This window comes from Rhodobacter sp. 24-YEA-8, assembly GCF_900105075.1.
Taxonomy (GTDB): domain Bacteria; phylum Pseudomonadota; class Alphaproteobacteria; order Rhodobacterales; family Rhodobacteraceae; genus Pseudogemmobacter.
In genome coordinates this window covers 2,690,833-2,713,111 of the sequence record NZ_FNSK01000001.1, presented here as the reverse complement: position 1 = coordinate 2,713,111, position 22,279 = coordinate 2,690,833, and the positions used below count along the sequence as shown (strand labels likewise).

General features: G+C 64.1%; 20 protein-coding genes. 7 read left to right on the top strand and 13 right to left on the bottom strand.

All coding sequences use genetic code 11. The features are described 5' to 3' along the window. Positions 1 to 67: 67 nt before the first annotated feature. A complete protein-coding gene (locus BLW25_RS13165) occupies positions 68 to 1,087 on the top strand; it encodes a phosphotransferase enzyme family protein (RefSeq protein ID WP_216279365.1) in 1,020 nt (339 codons plus the stop codon). 192 nt (positions 1,088 to 1,279) lie between these two features. On the opposite strand, the gene BLW25_RS13160 is transcribed toward BLW25_RS13165, so the two are convergent. From BLW25_RS13160 to trpS, 6 genes are all read right to left on the bottom strand, one after another. After that, positions 1,280 to 3,499 (bottom strand): heavy metal translocating P-type ATPase, encoded by a 2,220-nt coding sequence (locus BLW25_RS13160; RefSeq protein WP_092899748.1) that lies wholly within the window; start codon positions 3,497 to 3,499, stop codon positions 1,280 to 1,282. 98 nt (positions 3,500 to 3,597) lie between these two features. Beyond that, positions 3,598 to 3,939, bottom strand: coding sequence for a tRNA-binding protein (locus tag BLW25_RS13155; RefSeq protein ID WP_092899746.1), 342 nt, complete (start codon positions 3,937 to 3,939; stop codon positions 3,598 to 3,600). A gap of 8 nt (positions 3,940 to 3,947) precedes the next feature. Beyond that, positions 3,948 to 4,760 carry a pyrroline-5-carboxylate reductase gene (proC, locus tag BLW25_RS13150; RefSeq protein WP_092899744.1) on the bottom strand — a complete coding sequence of 271 codons (813 nt, stop codon included), beginning with the start codon at positions 4,758 to 4,760 and terminating at the stop codon, positions 3,948 to 3,950. Positions 4,761 to 4,793: 33 nt separating this feature from the next. After that, a complete protein-coding gene (locus BLW25_RS13145) occupies positions 4,794 to 5,297 on the bottom strand; it encodes a type III secretion system chaperone family protein (protein ID WP_092899742.1) in 504 nt (167 codons plus the stop codon). 215 nt (positions 5,298 to 5,512) lie between these two features. Continuing rightward, complete coding sequence (locus tag BLW25_RS13140) at positions 5,513 to 5,776, bottom strand: hypothetical protein (protein WP_143040511.1); 264 nt, start codon at positions 5,774 to 5,776, stop codon at positions 5,513 to 5,515. Positions 5,777 to 6,135: 359 nt separating this feature from the next. Then, positions 6,136 to 7,197, bottom strand: coding sequence for a tryptophan--tRNA ligase (trpS, locus tag BLW25_RS13135; protein WP_092899738.1), 1,062 nt, complete (start codon positions 7,195 to 7,197; stop codon positions 6,136 to 6,138). An 89-nt stretch (positions 7,198 to 7,286) separates the two neighbouring features. On the opposite strand from trpS, the gene BLW25_RS13130 reads away from it, so the two are divergent. Both BLW25_RS13130 and BLW25_RS13125 read left to right on the top strand, forming a co-directional pair. Beyond that, on the top strand, positions 7,287 to 7,976 hold the full coding sequence (locus BLW25_RS13130) for a rhomboid family intramembrane serine protease (protein ID WP_092899736.1): 690 nt from the start codon (positions 7,287 to 7,289) through the stop codon (positions 7,974 to 7,976). Positions 7,977 to 8,082: 106 nt separating this feature from the next. After that, positions 8,083 to 8,928, top strand: coding sequence for an EamA family transporter (locus BLW25_RS13125; protein WP_092899734.1), 846 nt, complete (start codon positions 8,083 to 8,085; stop codon positions 8,926 to 8,928). Between the two features lie 3 nt (positions 8,929 to 8,931). Here the strand turns inward: BLW25_RS13125 and murJ are convergent, their stop codons facing one another. Genes murJ through BLW25_RS13110 form a run of 3 tightly spaced genes read right to left on the bottom strand, consistent with a single transcriptional unit; the run spans position 8,932 to position 14,525 of the window. After that, the gene (gene murJ, locus BLW25_RS13120) at positions 8,932 to 10,482 is read right to left on the bottom strand and encodes a murein biosynthesis integral membrane protein MurJ (RefSeq protein ID WP_092899732.1); all 1,551 of its coding nucleotides are present in this window, start codon (positions 10,480 to 10,482) and stop codon (positions 8,932 to 8,934) included. Positions 10,483 to 10,519: 37 nt separating this feature from the next. After that, positions 10,520 to 13,393: a [protein-PII] uridylyltransferase gene (locus BLW25_RS13115; RefSeq protein WP_092899730.1), complete on the bottom strand. Its 2,874-nt coding sequence runs from the start codon at positions 13,391 to 13,393 to the stop codon at positions 10,520 to 10,522. Further along, complete coding sequence (locus tag BLW25_RS13110; RefSeq protein ID WP_092899728.1) at positions 13,353 to 14,525, bottom strand: penicillin-binding protein activator; 1,173 nt, start codon at positions 14,523 to 14,525, stop codon at positions 13,353 to 13,355. The genes BLW25_RS13115 and BLW25_RS13110 overlap by 41 nt, the downstream gene beginning before the upstream one ends. 168 nt (positions 14,526 to 14,693) lie before the next feature. Between BLW25_RS13110 and rsmI the strand changes: the two genes are divergently transcribed. The 3 genes from rsmI (at position 14,694) to gshB (ending at position 16,977) form a co-directional block, all read left to right on the top strand. Then, positions 14,694 to 15,518, top strand: a complete 825-nt coding sequence (gene rsmI, locus BLW25_RS13105; protein WP_253188554.1) for a 16S rRNA (cytidine(1402)-2'-O)-methyltransferase — start codon at positions 14,694 to 14,696, stop codon at positions 15,516 to 15,518. Positions 15,519 to 15,531: 13 nt separating this feature from the next. Further along, positions 15,532 to 15,948, top strand: coding sequence for a YraN family protein (locus tag BLW25_RS13100; RefSeq protein WP_092899724.1), 417 nt, complete (start codon positions 15,532 to 15,534; stop codon positions 15,946 to 15,948). Between the two features lie 84 nt (positions 15,949 to 16,032). Then, positions 16,033 to 16,977: a glutathione synthase gene (gene gshB / locus BLW25_RS13095; RefSeq protein ID WP_092899722.1), complete on the top strand. Its 945-nt coding sequence runs from the start codon at positions 16,033 to 16,035 to the stop codon at positions 16,975 to 16,977. A 2-nt stretch (positions 16,978 to 16,979) separates the two neighbouring features. Here gshB and BLW25_RS13090 read toward each other — a convergent pair whose 3' ends face one another. The 4 genes from BLW25_RS13090 to cobU all read right to left on the bottom strand — a co-directional run bounded on the left by BLW25_RS13090 (position 16,980) and on the right by cobU (position 20,631). Then, positions 16,980 to 18,488 (bottom strand): YifB family Mg chelatase-like AAA ATPase, encoded by a 1,509-nt coding sequence (locus BLW25_RS13090; RefSeq protein ID WP_092899720.1) that lies wholly within the window; start codon positions 18,486 to 18,488, stop codon positions 16,980 to 16,982. A 92-nt stretch (positions 18,489 to 18,580) separates the two neighbouring features. Continuing rightward, positions 18,581 to 19,462 carry a glutathione S-transferase gene (locus tag BLW25_RS13085; RefSeq protein ID WP_092899718.1) on the bottom strand — a complete coding sequence of 294 codons (882 nt, stop codon included), beginning with the start codon at positions 19,460 to 19,462 and terminating at the stop codon, positions 18,581 to 18,583. 72 nt (positions 19,463 to 19,534) lie between these two features. Next, positions 19,535 to 20,095, bottom strand: coding sequence for a histidine phosphatase family protein (locus BLW25_RS13080; RefSeq protein WP_092899716.1), 561 nt, complete (start codon positions 20,093 to 20,095; stop codon positions 19,535 to 19,537). Then, positions 20,092 to 20,631 (bottom strand): bifunctional adenosylcobinamide kinase/adenosylcobinamide-phosphate guanylyltransferase, encoded by a 540-nt coding sequence (gene cobU, locus BLW25_RS13075; RefSeq protein ID WP_092902043.1) that lies wholly within the window; start codon positions 20,629 to 20,631, stop codon positions 20,092 to 20,094. The genes BLW25_RS13080 and cobU overlap by 4 nt, the downstream gene beginning before the upstream one ends. A 99-nt stretch (positions 20,632 to 20,730) precedes the next feature. Here cobU and coaBC point away from each other — a divergent pair, with 99 nt between their 5' ends. Beyond that, positions 20,731 to 21,924 carry a bifunctional phosphopantothenoylcysteine decarboxylase/phosphopantothenate--cysteine ligase CoaBC gene (gene coaBC / locus BLW25_RS13070; protein WP_092899714.1) on the top strand — a complete coding sequence of 398 codons (1,194 nt, stop codon included), beginning with the start codon at positions 20,731 to 20,733 and terminating at the stop codon, positions 21,922 to 21,924. Positions 21,925 to 22,279: the final 355 nt, after the last annotated feature.

The window sequence follows — 22,279 nt, the reverse complement described above, 5'->3', positions numbered from 1 at the left end:
ATGCGGCGAAATCTGTGATCCGTGAAAGTCGCATGAGACGGCAGGACCGCGCAGGGAGATCCGGGTTTTGGCAAAGACCGATATGGCGCTGGAAGACGAGCTGGTTATGATCCGCCAGATGGTGGAAGCGGCCTTGCCGCTCTGGCCGGTGCCGGCGGGGGCAGAAGTGAGCCTTCTGAACATTGCCGAAAACATGACCTGGCTGGTGGAGGCGGGGGCGTTTCGCGCGGTGCTGCGGGTGCATCGGCCGGGCTATCACACGCGGACCGGCATCGGCCAGGAACTGGCCTGGAGCCAGGCGCTGGCACGCGATGCCGGGATTGATACGCCTGCCGTGATCGCCGGGGTGAATGGCGCGCTGGTACAGGAGGCGCCGGTGCCCGGAGTTGAAGCGGGCCGCGATGCCGGGCGCTACATGGTGATGTTCGAATTCGCGCCGGGCCGGCAGCCGGGGCCGGATGATGATCTGGTGGCGCCGTTTCGCAGCCTTGGGGCAATTGCAGCCAGAACCCATATCCATGCACGGGGCTGGCAATCGGCGGAACCGCTGGAGCGGCTGGTCTGGGATGAGGCGGCCGTGTTTGGGCCCGGCGCGACCTGGGGCGACTGGCGCGCTGGCCCGAATGTGACGCCTGAGATCCGCGAAGTGCTGGAGAAAGCAGAGCAGATGATCCGCCTGCGGCTGGCGGCCTGGGGCAAGGGGCAGGCGCGCTATGGGCTGATCCATGGCGATATGCGGCTGACCAATCTGCTGATCGACGGGTCACGTACCGTTTTGATTGATTTCGATGATTCCGGGCTCGGCTGGTATCTTTACGACTTTGCGGCGGCGGTGAGCTTTATGGAAGATCACCCCCAGGTTCCGGCTTTGCGCGCGGCCTGGGTGGCCGGCTATCGCGACATCGCGCCCCTGTCCGAGGAGGAGGAGCGCGAGATCGACACATTTGTCATGCTGCGGCGGATGGCGCTTCTGGCCTGGATCGGCAGTCATATCGAGGCGCCGGAGCCGCAGGCCATGGCCCCGCATTTCGCCGAAGGAACCGCACGTCTTGGCCGGGCCTGGCTTGCGCGGCTTGCACGCGGGTGATGGGGATTTCTCTGGCAAGGTCGGGGGGTTAAGACCCCCCGGACCCCCCGCGTCGCGCTGCAGACGGCCCGGGCCGCGCCAGGGCCGCCTTTGAGCAGGAAGGAGACGCAGGCGAAGAGTGCGGCAAACCTGGCGAGGGCTGGCAGGCGCATCATCTGCAGGGCGAAACGTCAGGCCGGGCGCCTCGCCAACTCAGCCTTCGCGCCCCGGATCATAGGCCAGCAGCCGCAGCGCGTTCAGCGTCACCAGCACGGTTGCGCCGGTATCGGCGAGAATGGCGATCCAGAGCCCGGTGATCCCCAGCACCGAGGTCACCAGGAACACCGCCTTCAGCCCGAGGGCCAGGGCGATGTTCTGCCGGATATTCGCCATGGTCGCGCGCGACAGCCGGATCAGCGCGGGTACATCCGAGACCCGGTCGCGCAGGATCGCGGCATCCGCAGTCTCCAGCGCCACATCGGTGCCCGAGCCCATCGCGACGCCCACGCCCGCCTGTTTCAGCGCCGGTGCGTCATTGATGCCGTCACCGATCATCATGACACCGCCTTCCGCCCCCATCTCGCGGATCACCGCAAGCTTGTCTTCAGGCATCATCTGGGCGCGGAACTCCATTCCGAGACCGCCTGCAATGGCGGCAGCGGTGCGGGGATTGTCGCCGGTGAGAATGGTTGCACCGATCCCCATCGCCTGCAATTGCCGCATCGCATCGGCGGCGTCGCTGCGGGGTTCATCGCGCATGGCGATCAGGCCGAAGGCCCTCGTCTCGTCATAGACCGCAACCACGGTCTTTCCTTCGGATTCGAGCGTGCCGGCGCGGTCGTTCAATGCGGTGTCGATGCCACCACTCGCATGTGCATGGTGGGGGGATGAGACCCAGGCTCTGACCTCGCCCTTGGGCGTTGTGATCATCGCCTCCACGCCCTTGCCGATGATTGCCCGCGCTTCACGTGCGGGCAGAGCGGTGATGCCCGCAGCTGCAATGCGGTCCAGCACCGCGCGGGCCAGCGGGTGGGACGAGCCGGTCTCGACCGCGCCTGCAACCGCGAGAAGTTCGGCCTCGCCTGCCCCTGGCGCCGCCACCAGATCGGTCACGACAGGCTTGCCATGCGTCAGTGTACCGGTTTTGTCAAAGGCGATGCGGCGCACGGTGGCCGCAGCTTCGATTACCGCACCGCCTTTCAGCAGCAGCCCCTTTTTCGCGCCCGCAGAGAGCGACGAGGCGATAGAGGCCGGCACCGAAATCACCAGAGCGCAGGGGCAGCCGATCAGCAAAAGCGCAAGACCACGATAGATCCAGGTGTCCCAGTCGCCGCCACCCACAAGCGGTGGTATCAGGATCACCAGTGCTGAAAGCCCGACAATGGCCGGCATGTAAAACCGCGAGAAGCGGTCGATGAAGCGCTCGGTGGGCGCGCGGGCCTCTTCCGCGTCTTCGACGAGGCGGATGATGCGGGCGATGGTATTGTCCGAGGCCTCGCGGCTGACGGCGATGCGCAGCACGGCTTCGGTATTGATCGAGCCTGCGAAAACGGCATCTTCAGGGCCTTTGGTGACAGGGATGCTCTCGCCGGTGACCGGGCTTTCATCAATGCCACTGGACCCTTCAAGGATCGTGCCATCCGCCGGGATCCGGTCGCCGGGGCGCACAAGGACCGTCTGCCCGATGGCAAGGTCTGAGACCTGCACCACACGCGTCGTGCCGCCCTCTTCCAGCAATGCGGTTTTCGGCACGAGATTTGCCAGCGCGCGGATGCCGTCACGTGCCTTGTTCGAGGCAACGCCTTCGAGCACCTCGCCCACCGCGAAGAGGAAGACAACCAGCGCCGCCTCTTCCGCCGCGCCGATGAACAGCGCGCCGATGGCGGCAATGGTCATCAGGCTTTCAATCGTGAAGGGCTGACCCATCCGCAACGCTTCGAAAGCGCGTTTCGCGACCGGGGCGACGCCGATCACACAGGCGGCCAGGAAGGCCCAATAGCCATATTCGGCATTGGTCAGCAGCTCGAAAATCCAGGCCAGAGCCAGGAGGATGCCGGTGAAGATCACCAGCCGCCCTTTGCCCGTCGCATACCAGGCCTTGCCGCGATCTGCCGGATCGTCATGCGAATGAACATGGCCCGGGGCGCCATGACCGGGATCGTCTTCCGCCTTACCGTGATCCTGATCAGGCCGTGGCGTTGCCGGGCCGCCCTTGCCGGCGCTGATCTCATAGCCAAGCCGGCGTACCACCGCTTCGACCTCTTCGGGGCCGGCACCGCCCTCGCTCAGCGTTGCCGAAAGCCGCTCGCTCATCAGTGCAACGCGTACATCGCCGACGCCGGGCAGTTTTTCGACCGCCTTCGTCACCTTCACCGTGCAGGAGGCGCAATCCATGCCCCCCACCTGCCATTCACGTCTGTTCGTCTCTTGCATCACCGATCCTCCGGCCACTGCCCGGTGGGAACCGGCAGCGGCCTTTTATCATCGAATCAGTTCTAATCCCTCTAGTCACTAGAGGGGCAAGCGGTTTGTCAGAACATCTTCCCGGCCAGGGGCACCTCATGGCCGGGGCTCAGCAGCACAACCTCGCCCGCCTCATCCGGCACACCCAGCACCAGCACCTCGGAGCGCACCGGCCCGATCTGGCGCGGCGGGAAGTTCACCACCGCCAGCACCTGGCGACCGATCAACCCTTCAATCGTGTAATGCCTGGTGATCTGGGCCGAAGAGCGTTTCACGCCGATCTCGGGCCCGAAATCGATGCGCAGCTTGAAAGCGGGCTTGCGGGCCTCGGGGAAAGGTTCGGCCTCGATGATCCGGCCCACCCGGATATCGACCTTTGCGAAGTCGTCATAGCTGATCTGATCTGTCATTTCCGTGCTCACTTGCCCAATTCCCGGCCGCGGTCCGCCGCTGCTTTCACCGCCCGTTTCAGAAGCGCCGGAAAACCGGTCTCCGTCTCCATCAGCACTGCAAGGGCGGCGGCGGTGGTGCCACCGGGCGAGGTCACATTGATCCGCAACTGTTCAGCGCTGTCTTCCGAGCGATAGGCCAGCTCGCCCGATCCGGTGACGGTCGCCCGCGCCAGTTTCATCGCGATCTCGGGGGAAAGGCCCTCGGCTTCACCGGCGGCAGCCAGCGCTTCGATCAGATGGAAGACATAGGCCGGGCCAGAGCCGGATACGGCTGTCACCGCATCGATCTGGGTCTCGTTCTCCAGCTCGACCACCTCGCCCACGGCCTGCATCAGCAGCCGCGATTGCGCGATCTGCGCGGCAGAGGCATGGGCATTGCCGACAAGGCCCGAAATGCCACGCCCGACCATCGCCGGGGTGTTCGGCATCACCCGGACGATCGGTGTCCTGGCCCCAAGCACCTGTTCCAGCGTGGCAATCGTCGTCCCGGCGGCGATTGAGATGAACAGCGTTTCGTCATTCCCAAGCGCGGTCAGCCCCGGCAACGCGGCACCCATCATCTGCGGTTTCACGGCAAGAATGGCGATTTCCGCGCGGTCCGGCACGCCTTTATTCAGATGTACCCCGGTTGCTTGCAGCCAGTCCGAGGGATGCGGCTCGATCACCCAGACATTGCTGGCAGGCACGCCGAAATCCAGCCAGCCCCTGAGCAGCGCCGATCCCATTTTGCCGCAGCCAAGCAGCAAAAGCCCGTGTTCGATTTTGATATCAGCTGACATGGTCCTGCCTTTCCGCCCGTTCGGGCGGCGAGGTTAGGCGCGGCCGTAAGCCTCTGCAATGGCGACTTTCATCGCATCCACCGGCGCGCGGCCACCCCAAAGGGTCAGCTGGAAGGCCGGGTAAAAGCGCTCGGCCGCCAGCACCGCCGAGGAAATCAGTTTGTCGATCTGTTCCGGCCCGGCCGTCTGGCCGCCGGCAAGGCAGAGCCCATAACGCCAGACCATCAGTTTCTGGTCATCCCACCAGGTGAAACCGCCGGTCCAGACCGTGTCATTGCAGCGGTTGATCAGCTCGTAAAGCTCGGCCATGCGGCCCTCGGGGGGCTCCATCTCGAAGGTGCAGATCAGGCGCAATGTCTCGTCCTGGTCGGACCAGGCAAGGGTCAGCGAATAGGTGCGCCACAGGCCTTCGACCGCCATGGCGATCTGATCATCGGTGACGCGGTCGAATTCCCAGGCATTGCTGGCGGCCAGCGTCTCGACGATGTCGATGGGATGGATCTCATCCGAGAGCAGATAATCTTCGGAAAGTGACATGCCCGGCCTCATCATGACGCTTCTGCCCTGTGGATAACCACCAGAAGCTGGGGAACCTGCAAGGTTATGCGGATTTATCCACAGCCCCCACCAGATATTGATTTATCCTGATTCGTTCCGCGAATCATGTAAAGCAGTTTGTTGTGGAGGATCCTGTGGAAAACCGGGGTTTCCACAGGTAATTGCGATTCTTGCGGGGCGGGCCGCAATCCGGGTCAGCGTTTCGGCCCGGATCCTGGTCTGGCCCAGCGGCGTGGATGAAAGGGGCCGTCGCTGCTGCCCGGAGAATAATAAAGCAAGCCGGCATCCACGCAGTCGGCGCCCATATGCTTTATGAATATGGGACGGAAGATGGCTCTGAACTCTTCAAAGACCTCTGCCTGCCTTTCGGGATCGTAACCATCGGCGATCAGCAGCCAGTTGGTGAAGTCTTCGGCTGTGACCGGACCGGTTTCCGGAAGAAAATCGGTAAAATGCACGAAGATCCCGGTATGGCCAGAGCCGCAGAAACCGTATTTGGCACAGACTTCGCGTGCCAGCCGGTCAAAACCTGTCATTTTCATGGGAGATAGCCGCTGAGGCGCGGCCTGTTGTTACAACGTGCTCATCATGGCTTCCGCCCGGGGCGGTGTAAATGGAAAAGGTACCCGCAGGCAGAAAGTGACCCCCGTACAGATTGCACGGGGGCCAGGTCATCGGGTGGTGCCGGAGGGGCAGGGGATGACCCATCGGCAAAGGGGGGACAGGACCTCCCGAAGCGACTCCGATCCTGCCAGCGCCTCGATTCAGGCTTATGACAATGGGGCTTTCCGGGCCTGTGCCCGATAGCCTGCCGCGATCACCTGCCGCGCGAGCCGATCATGCCGACAATCTCTTTAGTCTTCGCAAGGATCGGGCTGGCAATGGCATCGGCGCGGCCAGCGCCTTCGCCAAGGATGCGGTCGATCTCGGCCGGGTCCTGCATATAGCGGTTCATTGCCTCGGTGATCGGCGAAAGCTTTGCCACCGCCAGATCGGCGAGACGCGGCTTGAAGGTGCCGAATTGCGCGCCGGCGAACTCCCGGATCACCGCTTCGGCGCTGATCCCGGCCAGGGCCGCGTAGATATTCACGAGGTTCTTTGCCTCGGGGCGGTCCTTCAGCCCCTCCACGGTCTCGGGCAGCGGGTTCGGATCGGTGGTGGCCTTGCGGATCTTCTTCGCGATCGTATCGGCATCATCGGTGAGATTGATCCGACTGGCATCTGACGGGTCGGATTTCGACATTTTCTTCGTGCCATCGCGCAGGGACATCACGCGGGTCGCGGTGCCCTCGATCAGCGGCTCGGTGATCGGGAAGAAATTGACACCGTAATCATGGTTGAACTTGGCCGCGATGTCGCGGGTCAGTTCGAGATGCTGTTTCTGATCTTCGCCCACCGGCACGCCGGTCGTGTGATAAAGCAGGATATCCGCCGCCATCAGGGAGGGATAGGCCAGCAGGCCCAGCGAGGAATTCTCGGCATTCTTGCCGGCTGTTTTGTCCTTGAACTGGGTCATCCGGTACATCCAGCCGATGCGGGCGACGCAGTTGAAGATCCAGGCCAGCTCGGCATGTCCCGTCACCTGGCTCTGGTTGAAGATGATCGAGCGCGCCGGGTCGATGCCGCTGGCCAGATAGGCCGCCGTGATCTCGCGTGTCTGGTGGCGCAGTTTTTCGGGATCCTGCCAGACGGTGATCGCATGCAGATCGACGACGCAATAGATCGTCTCGATCCCCTGATCCTGCTTTTCGGCAAAGCGCTTCAGCGCGCCGAGGTAATTCCCCAGCGTCATCCCGCCCGAGGGCTGGATGCCGGAAAAGATCCGCGGCGTGAAACCTGGATTGGAGCCGCCCTGACCCTGGATGTCTTGCGAGGACATGATGCTCTCCGTCTGGAAAAACTGACCTGCACGGCGTAAGGCTTCGCAGGAGGGGCGTCAACATCGCGCCCGAAGGGGATGCGTGCCGCATGTATGATACCGATCCGAATGCCAGCCCGATCAACCAGCTGCCCTGGGTTGTCTGGGCATTGGCGCTGCCGATGATTGCGGCCGAGATCGTGCTGGGTCTCGCCGAGGCCGGGGTGATCGGAGGGCCGGGCGGCATCGGCTGGCGCCAGAGCGCCCTGATGGATTACGCGGTGGCGCGCAATGTCGTTGAGTATTTCTGGGCCAACCGGGTCTGGGACGAATTGGCTCTGCGCTTTGTCGCCTTCCCCTTCGTGCATCAGACCACGACCAGCGCGCTGTTTGCGGTGGTCCTGTTGCTGGCGCTTGGCAAGATGGTCGGTGAGGTTTTCCGCTGGTGGGCTGTCCTCGGCGTGTTCTACGGGGCAAGCTGGGCCGGGGCCTTCGCCTTTATCGCCCTGGTGCCCTATGAAAATTACCCGCTGATCGGGGCCTATTCCGGGGTTTACGGGCTGATCGGCGCCTTTACCTTCCTTTTGTGGGTGCAGCTGATCGGGACCGGCTCGAATGGCTATCGCGCCTTCACGCTGATCGGGATGCTTCTGTTTGTGCAGCTTCTGTTCGGCGTGCTGTTCGGCGGCGGCTTTGAATGGATCGCCGAAGTGGCCGGTTTCGCCGCCGGTTTTGCGCTGTCCTTCCTTGTCAGCCCCGGCGGCTGGGGTCGGGTTCGCGCGCGGCTGCGCAACCGCTGAGCGCGCTTGGTGCGGCCCGGGCATTCTGGCTGCGCGCGGCGGTCGGTTGCGCCTGTCGCGGCGATGGGTGACAGAAGGGCGCATCACTGACGCCGCAGGAAGACCCATGATCGGACCAAAAACCGGAGCCGCCATCTGCACCATTCTCTGGGGCTTTACCTATATGCTGGCCGGGCGCTGGCTGCCGCCGCATCCGGAAATGGCCGGCGCGGTGCGGGCGGTGGGCGGTGCGGGCTTTCTGTTTCTTCTGAGCCGCGAACTGCCCCTGCCGGGCTGGTGGGGTCGGATGATCGTCCTCGGCACGCTGAATGTCGGGTTTTTCTTCGGGCTGTTTTTCATCGGCGCGATGCGGCTCCAGGGCGGTGTCGCGGCGGTGTTTCAGGCGCTTGGGCCCGTGCTCGTGCTGCTGATGGCCTGGGGGATCCTGCACCGAAGACCGACGGGGCTGCAATTCTTTGCGGTGCTTCTGGGTCTTTTGGGCGTGGCGATGGTGGTACTCAAGGACGGAGCTGCGATTGACGGGATCGGCGTCGCCGCGATGCTGGGCTGTGTGCTGTCGATCTCGCTCGGGGGCGTGCTGCTCAGCCGCTGGGGCAGCCCGGGGATCAGCATCACCTCTTTCACCGCCTGGCAACTTCTGATCGGCGGTATCGAGCTGACGCTGGTCGCGCTTCTGATCGGCGATTTCCAGGGCCCGCTGACCGGGCTGAACATCGTGGCCTTTGTGATCCTTGCCATCGTGCTGACCGGGATCCCGTTCCTGTTGTGGTTCCGGGGGATCGAGGCTGTTGGGGCGGTCGCGATCATGCCGCTGATCCTGCTGACGCCGGTGACGGCGCTGGTGCTGGATGCGGCCTTGTTGCAGATCATGCCCTCGGCGCTGCAAATCGCCGGGGTTGTGGTGGTGATCGCATCACTTCTGATCAATCAGCGCGCCATGGTGGCGCGCTGAGGTTCACGCCCGCTTTCCGCGCCTGAGCGAGGATTTAAGATCGGCGAGGTTCATGGCACCGGTAAGCGTCGCGGCGAGGAAGTAACTCACCATTCCCGCCAGAACCAGGGCCAGAAGCAAAGGCGTCCGGGTGCCTTTTTCGGTCACGGCATCGCCCATGATCCAGACCAGCCCGAGCAGCACCGCGCCCATCAGCAGCGAAGACAGGATGATCCGGGGCAGCCGCTGGCGGAACCGGTCATCCATCGTGGCCGAGATCCCCATGCTGCGCGAGCCAAGCCAGAGCTGAACCACCATGATCCAGGCCGAAACCGTGGTCGCAATCGCCGCCGCGAGAAAGCCGATCAGGGGCATCAGCGCGACGGCAACAACCAGGTTCACCACCATCGCGACCACCGCATAATTGAACGGGCGCCGCGTGTCATGGCGGGCGTAAAACTGCGGTTGCAGAACCTTGTGCAGCACGAAGGCCGGCAGGCCCGCGCCGTAGATCGCCAATGCCAGGGCGGTATTGTCGGCGGCATGGGCGCTATAGGCGCCACGCTCGAAGATCACACCGATGATGGGCCGCGCGATCACGATCAGCGCGACCGCTGCCGGCAGGGTCAGCAAAAGCGCAAATTCCGCCCCGCGCGAAAAGCTGAACCGCGCGCCTTCGGCATCCGAGGCCCGCAGCCGCCGCGCCAGTTCCGGCAGCAGGACCACGCCAATCGCGATCCCCACCACCCCCAGCGGCAGCTGATAAAGCCGGTCGGCATTGTAAAGCCAGGTCATAGCGCCATCAGTATAGCTTGCCACCCGGCGGCCCACGACGAGATTGACCTGGACCACGCCCCCAGCAAGTGCTGCCGGCGCGGCGATGATGGCAAGGCGCTTCAGCTCGGGCGTCCATTTCGGCAGCTGGAAGGGCAGCGAAAACCCGAGCCGCTTCAGCGCGAACCACACGGCCAAAAGCTGCAACACGCCCGAGATCGAGATTGCCCAGGCCAATGTGATGCCCATATCCCAGTCGAACCGGCGCGCAAAGATCATGCCGGCGATCATCGTCAGCGACAAAAGCGCGGTGACTGCCGAGGTCGCAAGGAAGCGTCCCATCGAGTTCAGCACCCCTGACAAGAGCGCGGTCAGCGAGATGAAGAGGATATAGGGGAATGCGATCCGGCCATAGGTGATCGCCAGATCAAAGCGGGTATCCACCTCGAAGCCGGCTGCGAGGATCCAGACCAGCACCGGCATGGCCACGATACAGACCGCCGAAAAGACCGCGAGAAAGGCCGCCATTGTCCAGAACGCATCGCGGGCAAAGCCATTGGCATCCTCGCCTGCCTCAAGCTTTTTGGCATACATTGGCACGAATGCCATGTTGAAGGCGCCCTCGGCAAAGAGCCTGCGGAACATATTCGGCAGGGATTGCGCCGCGACCAGCGCCTGGCTGACCGGCCCGTCGCCAAGATAGGCCGCCATGAACATATCTCGCACGAGGCCCGCGACGCGTGAAATCAGCGTCCAGAAGCCTACGGTGAGGAACCCCGCCACCAGCCGGATCGGTTTCATTTCGGGATCTGCTCCTCGCGTCTGCGATCTGTTTCGTTCAGCCCTGGGCCTGCGCCCGTTCCGCACCATCGCTTATCGCCTGGCGCAGCTTTTTTTCCAGCGCTTCCTGGCGCCGTTTTTCGTGCAGTTTCAGCCCGAACGTGTCTTTCACATAGAATGTGTCGACCACCTGGGCACCGTAAGTCGCGATCACCGCGGAAACGATCGAGATGTTGTTATTCGCCAGCGTCCGGGTCAGGTCATAAAGCAGACCCGGGCGGTCGCGGGTATCGACCTCGATGATCGTGTAGATATCCGAGCCTTCGTTATCGATGGTGATATGGGTCGGGAAGCGGAATTCCCGCTCGCGCCGTTTCACCTTGTCGCGATCTTTCAGGGCCTCGCGCGCCACAACCTGACCACGCAGTGTCTTTTCGATCATGCCGCGCAGCCGGGGCAGGCGGGAGATCTCATAAGGGTGGCCCTCGGCATCCTGAACCCAGAACACTGCCGTGGCATAGCCGTCTTTTGACGTATAGGTGCGGGCATCGACCACATTCGCGCCCACCAGCGCCAGTGCGCCCGCGAGCCGCGAGAAAATACCGGGGTGATCGGCCAGCGCGAAACAGGCGCGGGTGGCATCGCGCGAGAGATCCGGTTCCAGATCGATGCGGATCTCATCATCGCCGATCCCGAGCAGCAGCCGCGCGAAAACGGCCTGGGTCGAGGTTTCCAGCCCCTGCCAGTATTGCGGATAATGGCGCTGCGTCTCGGCGCGCAGGTCTTTGGCGTCCCAGTCGGGCAGGGCCTCGCGCAGGGCCCGCCTGGCCTCATCGGCACGGTTCTCGCGGTTGACGGTTTCCAGCCCCGCCTCCAGCGCCTCGGCGGTGACCTGGTGGAGTTGACGCAGCAGCATCGCTTTCCAGTTGTTCCAGGTGTTCGGCCCGACGCCCCGGATATCGCAGACCGTCAGCACCGTCAGCAGGTCAAGGCGTTTGCGGGTCTTTACCGCTTTGGCAAAATCCCTGACCGTGCGTGGATCGCCGATATCGCGTTTCTGCGCCATGTCGGACATCAGAAGATGCCAGCGCACCAGCCATTCGACTGTCTCGCATTCTTCATCACTCAGCCCGAGGCGCGGCGTCACCCGCCGGGCGATCTGGGCGCCGAGAATCGAATGATCCTCGGGCCGGCCCTTGCCGATATCATGCAGCAAAAGCGCGACATAAAGCACCTTGCGGCTCACGCCGGTCTTGAGAATTTCCGACGACAAGGGCAGCTCTTCGATCAGCTCTTCGCGCTCGATCTGCGCCAGGGTCGAGATGCATTGGATCGTGTGTTCATCCACCGTGTAGGAATGGTAGACGTTGAACTGCATCATCGCGACGATGGGTTCGAATTCAGGGATGAATGCGGCAAGCACGCCCAGCTCGTTCATCCGCCTCAGGCTGCGTTCCGGGTTGCCATGTTTCAGCAACAGATCGAGGAAGATCCGCGCCGCTTCGGGGTCTTCGCGCATCTCGTCATCGATCAGCGCGAGGTTCGCGGTGACCAGACGCATGACATTCGGGTGCAGCAGATAGCCGGTCCGCAGCCCTTCCTCAAAAACCCGCAACAGATTCAGTTTGTCTTTCAGGAACTCTGCCGGGTTCACCACGTCGATCCGGCCCTGAACCAGGCGATAGCCCGGACGGACGCGTTTGGTCAGCTTGAACAGCCCCATCAGCGAGGCCTCGCGCTTGGCATGCCGTGCCTCGAGCCCGGTCAGGAAGATGCGGGTCAGCTCGCCGACGCGGGTGGCGTGGCGGAAGTAATCCTGCATGAAGATCTCGACCGCGCGCCGGCCACGGGCATCCTTATAGCCCATGCGCAAAGCCACCTCGGGCTGGAGATCGAAGGTCAGCTGATCGGTCGGACGGCCGGTGATGTAATGCAGATGGCTGCGCACCACCCAGAGGAAATCCTCAGCGGCGCGGAAGGCCTCATATTCCTCGCGGGTGAAGAGACCGGCATTCACCAGGCCCGCCGCTTTCGGCACCCTGTGCAGATATTTGCCGATCCAGTACAGCGTCTGGAGGTCGCGCAGCCCCCCCTTGCCCTCTTTGACATTGGGTTCCAGCACATAGCGCTGGCCGCCCTGGCGGCGGTGGCGCTCTGCCCGCTCCGCGAGTTTTGCCTCGATGAATTCAGGGCCGGTTTTGCGGAAGACCTCATTCCAGAGCTTTTCCGCCAGTTCCCCGGCCAGCGCCTTGTCACCGGTGATAAAGCGTTTCTCGAGCATCGCGGTGCGGATCGTGATGTCTTCGCGCGCAAGGCGGAGGCAATCGCGGATGGTCCGGACCGCATGGCCCACCTTCAGCTTCAGATCCCAGAGCATGTAAAGCATTGATTCAACCACGCATTCCGCCCATGGCGTGGTTTTCATCGGGGTCAGGAACAGAAGGTCGATATCGGAATGCGGCGCCATCTCGGCGCGGCCGTAGCCGCCGACCGCGAGTATCGCGAGCCGTTCGGCATCGGTCGGGAGCGCCACCGGATGCAGCTTTTGCGCGATGGTGAAGGCGATGATCACCAGTTGATCCGTCAGCCAGGCCTGGGCCGAGATCAGCGGTCTTGCCTCGGCCGGATGGTCGCGGAATGCCTCGGCCAGGGCGGCATTGGCGCGGGTTTTTGCCGCAGCCAGATGCGCGACCGCAACGGCGCGCAAGGCCTTTCCGTCAAGCCCGGGCGCAAGATCGGCAAGGATCGCTGCCGTCACGGCCTCTGTGTCGATGATCGCGTCTTCGGGCAGCAAAAGCGGGACGGCAGCCGGAACAAATCCGGCTGCCTTGTCGTCCGGTTCAGGGCCGGTTCCGGAGGCGCCCTGTCCTGCCCGCTTGCGCGGGGCGGGATCAGAGCCCGGCGCCGGAGAAGCTGCGGGGCGCAGGGTCAATCACGACCACCTGATTGTTGCGGATTTCGGCGACGGCGAGGCCGCGTTCATTGGTGCCATTGCTGCGCAGCCGGAAGATGCCGGAGACGCCTACGAAACCGGCATTCTGCGTCAGCGAGCCTGTGGAAAGGTCGTTGCCCTGCCGCGCCAGCGCGCCGATGGCAGCGATCCCGTCATAGGCGAGGCCGGCAATCGGATGCGGCGCCGCGCCGTAAGAGGCCTGGTAGCGATTTTGGAACTGTGCATAAAGATTGGGGTCGGGCAGGGTGAACCAGCCGCCCTGGACGCCCGGCAGGCCCAGCGTCTGTGCAGGCACATCCCAGCGGGTCAGACCAAGGAACTTCGCCGCATTGCGGTCAAGCCCATTGTCCAGCAACAGCTGGCTCAAAAGCGGCAGCGCGCCCGCGGTATCCGCAGTCAGGAATACGGCCGATGCCCCGGTGTCACGCACGGTGGAAACGATGCCCGGTGCAGCAGCCGACACGCCTTGCTGGCTGAAATCATATCCGGAGACACCTACGACAGTGCCGCCTGCGGCCGAGACACCACGCTGGATGGCGCGTTTGCCGGCCTCGCCTGCGCTGTTCTTTTCATGCACGATCATGATGCGGTTGCGGCCCTGTCTGACCGCATAAGACGCCATGCGGCGGGCCGCATTGTCGAAGGTCGGGCCCAGCACAAAGACATTGCCGCCGGCGATATCGACATTGTTCGAGAAGGCGAGAACATTGATGCCCTTGCCGGCCATGGCGACGCCTGCGGCATTGGCCTCCTGCGCGAAAACCGGGCCAAGGATGATCTCGGCGCCTTCGGCCACGGCCTGGATTGCAGCCGCCGAGGCCTGGGACGGGTTGCCGCCGGTCTGATAGATGCGAAGGTCGATTTTGACGCCCGAGAGATCGGCTGCGGCAAGGCGCGCGGCATTGGTCAGGCTGTTGGCCAGGACCTGATCACTGGCCTGGCCCGACCCGCCCGGCACCAGCAATGCAACCTGTACCGGCTTTGAACGGTCGGATTTGCCGGGCGTGCCGCCGCCGCCGTCTTGCGGAACGCAGGCGGCGGCAAAGAGCGCGAAGAAGACAAAAAGGAACCGGCCCAGGGACTTGCGGGCCATCGGGAATGCGGACAACATCAGGTCTCCTCACGCGGGAACCGCCCTGAACAAGGGCGCGACGACAGCGCGAAGGTTAGTTGTTTCCGGGATCGAAGTAAACGCGCGCAGAGGGATGAGATGGTGGGAAGTTCGGAAAATTCTCCCCGCTGGCGGGCCTCCGCCGGTCGGGTTGAGCCTGGTCTGCATATGGTCGCCACGCCGATCGGGGCGGCACGCGACATCACGCTGCGGGCACTGGATATCCTGGCCGGGGCCGATGTGCTGGCGGCCGAGGACACCAGGACGCTCCGGCATCTGATGGAGATCCACGGCATCGCGCTGGAAGGGCGGCCGCTGATCGCGGTGCATGACCATAACGAGAAAGGCATCGCGTCGCGGATCACCGGTCTGCTCGCCGAGGGGAAATCGGTGGCCTATGCTTCGGAAGCGGGGACACCGCTGATTTCTGATCCGGGCTTCGGCTTGGCGCGGGCGGCGGTGGAGGCGGGCGCAAAGGTGCTGGCCGCCCCCGGAGCCTCGGCGCTGCTGGCCGCTCTGGCGGTGGCAGGTTTGCCGACAGACCGCTTCCTTTTTGCGGGCTTTCCGCCGGCCGCCGCAGGCGAAAGGCAGCGGTTTCTCACCGGGGCCACGCGGGGTGACGCGACCCTCGTTCTGTACGAATCGCCCCGCCGAATCCGCAAGACACTTGCGGAACTGATCGCGATCTGCGGGCCGGACCGGCCGGTCGCCGTGTGCCGCGAGCTGACCAAAAGGCACGAAGAAATCCTGCGCGGTTCGCTGGCCGAAGTGCTGGCACAGCTTGGAGACCAGGATCCGAAGGGCGAGATCGTGCTGGTTGTTGATCGCGGCCCGCCCGAACAGGCCGGGCCGGAAACCATCGCTGTCGCTCTGGATCAGGCCCTTGCAACGATGCGCGTTAAGGAAGCAGCAGCATTTGTCGCGCAAACTCTGAATGTGCCGCGCCGTGAGGTCTATCAGATGGCCCTTGCGCGCAGTCAGAAACCGCAATGACGCAGGACCTGCCATGCGCCTTGATTTCGTTCAGGATGATCCTGTCCCCTCCGCCCGGGCGAGACGCGGGTTGCGCAGCCATCTGACCGGCCTCGCGGCCGAAGAGGCGGTTGCCCGCAAATATCAGGCGCAGGGCTATAAGATCCTCGCAAGGCGCTGGCGCGGGGCGGGTGGCGAGGTCGATATTATTGCCGGCAAAGGCGATGATCTTGCGATTGTCGAAGTCAAAAGCGCGCGCAATCATGATATCGCAGCCGGGTATTTCGGGCGCGCGCAGCAGATCCGGCTTGGCGCCTGCGCCGAGGAATATCTCCGGGAAATCCATCTGAGCGGCCGCGATCCTATGACAATCGTGGATATGCGATTCGATCTGGCATTGGTTGATGGCTTGGGGCGCGTCGACATCGCCGAGGCCGCCTTTTTTCTCTGACCCAAAGGTCAGCAAAAGGCACAGACGGGTTTGCATCGGCTGCGTCCTTGCGGCATCAAAGGGGCAGAACAGCCGGAGCATGTTATGGCACTCAAGGTCGCCTTTCAGATGGACCCGATCGGGTCGGTCAATATCGACGCCGATTCCACTTTCCGCATCGCGCTGGAGGCCCAGATCCGAGGGCACAGGCTGTTTTTCTATACTCCCGACCGGCTGGCTTTTGTCGAGGGGCGGGTCCTCGCACGTGGCCAATGGATCGAACTGCGCCGTGAACAGGGCAATCACGTCAGTTTCGGCGCAGAAACCGAGGTCGATCTTGCAGATTTCGATGTTGTCTGGCTGCGCCAGGACCCGCCTTTCGACATGGGCTATATCACCACAACCCATCTGCTCGACCTGATCCAGCCGAAAACGCTGGTGGTCAATGACCCGTTCTGGGTCCGGAACTTCCCGGAAAAGCTGCTCGTGCTGCGGTTCCCCGACCTCACCCCCCCGACGGCCATTGCCCGCGATCTTGAAACGATTCGCGCCTTCAAAGCCCGGCATGGCGACATCATTCTCAAACCGCTTTATGGCAATGGCGGCGCCGGCGTGTTCCGGCTGGATGAGAATGATCGCAACCTTTCGTCGCTTTACGAGCTGTTCACCTCGATGTCGCGTGAACCGATGATCGTCCAGAAGTTCCTTCCTGCCGTGGCCAGGGGCGACAAGCGGGTTATTCTGGTTGATGGTGAACCGGTCGGTGCGATCAACCGGGTGCCGCAGGCGGGAGAGACGCGTTCTAATATGCATGTGGGCGGGCGACCCGAGAAGATCGGGCTCAGCGACCGCGATATGGAGATCTGCCGCCGCATCGGCCCGACGTTGCGCGAACATGGCCAGATCTTCGTCGGTATTGACGTGATCGGAGACTGGCTGACCGAGATCAACGTGACCTCGCCCACCGGCATCCAGGAGCTGGAGCGGTTTGATGGCACCAATGCGGCCGAGAAAATCTGGCAGGTGATCGAAGCGAAGCGCGCCGGCTGACCCTATCCGAGGGCGCCGGGCGAAAGCCGGTAAGAGGCGGCTTCGGCTATATGGTTGCGGCGCAGCGCGTCACTGCCTTCGAGATCCGCGATTGACCGGGCGACCCGCAACAGCCGGTGATAGCCACGCGCGGACAATCCCATGCGGTCGGCCAGCACACCGATCAGCGCACGGCCCCCGGCATCGGGGCTGGCAAATCTCTCCAGCGATTCGCAGGAGAGATCGGCATTGGTCTGTCCCTCTGCCCCGAGCCGTTCCGCCTGAACATCGCGCGCGGCCTTCACCCGGGCTGCGACCACGGCCGAGCTTTCGCCATTCGCCGGCAGGTCAAGATCCGTGAAAGCGACCGGCGGCATTTCGATTCGCAGGTCGATCCGGTCCATCAGCGGGCCAGAGATCCGCCCCAGGTATTCCGCCCCGCAGACCGGCACCCGGGCGCAGGCGCGGGAAGGGTCGGTCAGATAGCCACAGCGGCAGGGATTGGCGGCGGCAACCAGCTGGAAACGGCTGGGATAGCGGATATGCGCATTTGCGCGCGCGACAGTCACTTCGCCGGTCTCGATCGGTTGGCGGAGCACTTCCAGCACCTGACGGGAAAATTCGGGCAATTCATCAAGAAACAGGACACCATTATGCGCAAGACTGATCTCGCCCGGTTTCGCGCCACGCCCGCCGCCTGACATTGCCGCCATCGATGCGGTGTGATGCGGCGTACGAAACGGGCGGCTGCGCGAAATCCCACCGCCGGTCAGCAGCCCCGCGAGGGAATGAATCATCGAGGTTTCCAGTGCCTCGGCCGGGCTCATCCCGGGCAAAAGCCCGGGGAGGCGCGCGGCGAGCATGCTTTTCCCCGATCCTGGCGTGCCGGTCATCATGAGGTGGTGGCGCCCGGCGGCCGCAATTTCAAGCGCGCGCTTGGCGCGTTCCTGGCCTTTGACCCCACGCAGGTCAGGCGCGGCGGTGCAAGGCCGGATCTCTCCCGGGCGCGGTGGCGTCAGCACCGCCTGACCGGTGAAATGTCGTACTACCTCGGCCAGTGACGCAGCGGCGATGACCTCGGTCGCGCCAACCCAGGCCGCTTCCGCACCGGAGGCACTGGGGCAGAGCAGGGCGCATTCCTCTTCTGCAGCGGCGAGCGCCGCAGGCAGGGCGCCAGCGACCGGCAGCAGGCGGCCATCCAGCGACAGCTCTCCCAGGGCGAGGACCCTCGCGACCTCATCGCGGGGCAGGATGTCGATCGCCGCCAGCAACGCCAGCGCAATCGGCAGGTCGAAATGGCTGCCCTCTTTCGGCAGATCCGCCGGTGCGAGGTTGATGGTGATGCGCCGGTTCGGCAGCGCGATGGACAAAGATTGCAGCGCGCTGCGCACCCTTTCACGGGATTCGCTCACCGCCTTGTCGGCCATACCGACAAGCGTGAAGGCCGCAGCCCCGCCCTGGACCGCGCATTGCACCTCGACCAGCCGCGCCTCAACCCCTTCAAAAGCCACGCTATAGGCGCTGGCGATCATGCGCGCTTCCCCTTGCCCGAAGGGGGTCAGCTTGCGCGAAGACTGGTTAGCGAAGGGTTAACGACATCACGTTCCGAAACGGCGCGGACCTGTCACGCCGCAACACCCCGGAGCAGCGGCATGAAGGCGGGCCAGGCTTCAGGATCGGCCGCGGTCTTGTCGCGGCAAAACGCATTGCAAAACCCGAGCCGGCGCCCGGCCAGTTCCAGAACATGCGTCACCGGCTTGCCGGAATAGGGGCAGGCCACGTTCTCGGCTTCGGTTCCCGTGACGGCCTTCGCGGGCAAGGGCACCGGGCCGGGCCAGTCGCGGCGCGGCCAGTCGCGGCGGTAAACCGTCTGATCAGGGCCATCCACCAGCCCCATTGCGCGCCAGCGCCGGAATGAGGGATGCGCGAGATGCGCGTTCACATAAGCGCTGGCCGCCGCACCGACCGGCAGGTTGTAGCCCGCGATCCGGGCCGCAACCGGCGCGAAAAACACATCCGCTGCCGAATAGTCGCCGCAAAGCCAGGGGCCGCGCCCGCCGCAAACCCGGCGCGCGTGATCCCAGATCACGTCAAGGCGGGCGAGGTCTTTCAGAACTGCCTCGGGTGGCTGTGATCCCTGATAAGACACCCTCAGGTTCATCGGGCAATAATTGCGCAGCGCCTCGAAACCGGCATGCATTTCGGAGGCCAGCATCCGCGCCGTGGCGCGGTGCGCGGGATCTGTCGGCCAGTGACCGGCCTCAGGGTGGCGGCTGGCCAGCTCCTCGGCGATGGCGAGGCTTTCCGAGACCACGGTGCCTTCGGGCATCCGTGCGGTCGGCGCGGTGCGCGAGGGTGCATAACTGGCAAGCAGGCGCGGCAATTCGTCTGAATAGAGCCGGGCCGTGTGCACCCGCACCGGAATTCGAAATGCATCAAACAGCAGCCAGCCACGCAGTGACCAGCTGGAATAGGCGCGGTCGCCGATCACCAGATCGTAAGTCATCCCTGTCTCCTTTAGCGCGCAGCCTGGGGTGGCGGCACCGGGAAGGGAAATGCTGTTTTGTGTGCGGATCCATCACGGAATGTGATTGATGCGATGCAGCTGGCCCGGGCGGAAACCGATCGAGGTCACCGAGAGGTTGTCGATTTTATGCGACAGTACCTCAGCCGTGGTGAGACCGGCTGCCAGCTGCACCGCTGCAAGGATCGCGCCGAAATGGGCGACGATGATCAGCTCATCGGCCTGTTCGGCCAGGCGGTTCAGCGCGGTTCCGATCCGGGCGGTCAGATCGTCCCAGCTTTCTCCGCCCGGCGCGCGTGGGGTACCAGCCTGGTCCCAGAAGGCGCGGATCAGGATAGGGTCGGAGACTTCGGCCTCGGCATAGGTCTTCATCTCCCAGGCGCCGAAATTGATCTCGCGCAGGCCCGGGTCATGGGCCAGGCGCAATCGGGGCGCGAGACAGTCGGCGGTGCAGATCGCGCGCGACAGGTCCGAGGACACCACCGGGACATCCGGCAGATAAGCGTTCAGCCGCGCGATCTGCGCATGATCCGACAGATCGGCGGGAATATCGGTCCAGCCCACCATCGCTTTCGCATGGGTCGGGCCATGGCGCACCAGCCAGAAGCGGCTCATGGCGCCATCTCCGGGAGCGTGCCTTTCAGGGCCAGCGGCAGGCCGCACATCACCGCGACGACCAGCCCGGCCTGCTGCGCCAGGCGCTGGTTCAGCCGCCCCTGTTCGTCGCGAAACCGCCTGGACAGCGCGTCGCCGGGAACAATGCCCTGACCGACCTCATTCGTGACCATGATCACCGGACCGCGTGCGGCGGCCAGTGCGATCAGGAGCACCTCGGTCTCATTGCCAATGTCATTTTCCGCCAGCAGATGATTGGTCAGCCAGAGCGTGGCGCAGTCAAACAGCGTCACACTGCCCCTGGGCGCGGCGGCGACGGCAGGGGCGGCGTCGAACGGGGTCTCGAAGGTCTCCCAATCCGGACCCCGGTCTTCGCGATGCTGGCGGATACGCTCGGCCATCTCGGTGTCAAAGGCCTGGGCGGTGGCGATATAGCGCCGCTTCAGCCCCGACCCGAAGGCAAGGCGTTCGGCACAGGCGGATTTTCCGGAACGGGCGCCGCCGGTGATCAGGGTGAAGGGAGGGAGCAGGGTCATGGCGCGACTATAGCGCGGGCGCGGCGATGTGCCAGCGGCGTGACGATTGAGTTCCCGCCGCATGCAACCTAAGTTCCCTTTCGCAATGGAGGGCCAGTAATGCTTGCCGGTAAACGCATTCTTCTGATCGTGGGTGGCGGCATCGCGGCCTATAAGGCGCTGGAGCTGGTGCGGCTGCTGCGCAAGGCGGGCGCGTCGGTGACCCCGGTCCTGACAAAAGCCGGGGCGGAATTCGTAACCCCTCTGTCGCTGTCGGCGCTGGCGGGGGAACGGCATTACCAGGAGCTGTTCGATCTGATGGATGAGGCCGAGATGGGCCATATCCAGCTGTCGCGGGCGGCGGATCTGCTGGTCGTCGTGCCCGCGACCGCTGATCTCATGGCGAAGATGGCGACCGGCCGGGCGGATGACCTGGCCTCGACCCTGCTTCTGGCGACCGACAAGCGGGTCATGATCGCACCGGCGATGAATGTGCGGATGTGGCACCACCCGGCGACGCAGCGCAATCTCGCGACCTTGCAAGACGACGGTGTGCTGGTGGTTGGCCCGGATCAGGGCGAGATGGCCTGTGGCGAGTTCGGCGCCGGGCGGCTGGCAGAACCCGCGCAGATCCTTGCGGCGATTGAGGCCGCTTTCGGGCCAAAGCCCTTGCGTGGCAAACATGTGCTGGTGACCTCCGGCCCGACGCATGAGCCGATTGACCCGGTGCGCTATATTGCGAACCGTTCTTCCGGCGCACAGGGCACGGCGATCGCGGGCGCGCTGCGGGATCTGGGGGCAAGGGTGACCTTTGTCACCGGCCCGGCAAGCGTGCCGCCGCCGCAGGGGGTGGATGTGGTCGCGGTCGAGACGGCGGCAGAGATGGCGTGTGCGGTGAAGGCTGCGCTCCCGGCGGATGCGGCGGTGATGGCGGCGGCGGTGGCCGATTGGCGCGTGGACAATCAGGGCGCGCAGAAGATCAAGAAGGATGGCACCGGGAACCTGCCCGCGCTGCAATTTGCCGAGAATGAAGATATTCTGGCGGGCGTGTCCAAAGGCAGCCCGCGCCCGCGCCTGGTGGTTGGTTTTGCGGCCGAGACCACCGATGTGGTGGAACACGCGACGGCGAAACGGCTCAGGAAAGGCTGCGACTGGATCGTCGCGAATGATGTCTCGCCCGCCACCGGGATCATGGGCGGGACGGAAAACGCCGTGGTGCTGATCACGGATCAGGGCGCCGAGACCTGGCCCCGGATGCTAAAAGAGCAGGTCGCGCGGCAGCTAGCAGAGCGCATTGCCGCCGCACTGACATAGGCTCCGGCTCACTGACCCTCACAGCCATAAGGGGAGAGGCGCCTCCGGTCCTTGACCTTGCGATTATGACCCCGATGCGGTTTCGGCGTTTCTTGCGGCGCCTGTGGTATCGGACTGTGTTCTTGCGGGGGTTTCCCGCCCGGGTAGCTGGCTCTTATGCCCTTGTCTTTCAACGCATCTCTGAACCTTGACGCCGAGGAGCGCGCAAACAGTTTCTGGCCCAAATCCTTGCGCATCAGAAGCCCGCATCACCCCGGCCAGGGCGCGGGGTGAACGCCTGTCGGAGACCGCCGGTTTTCTCCGCTCTGCGCCAGCGATTGGCCCTGGTCGCGGCGCGTCAGGGGTCGAGCCTGAA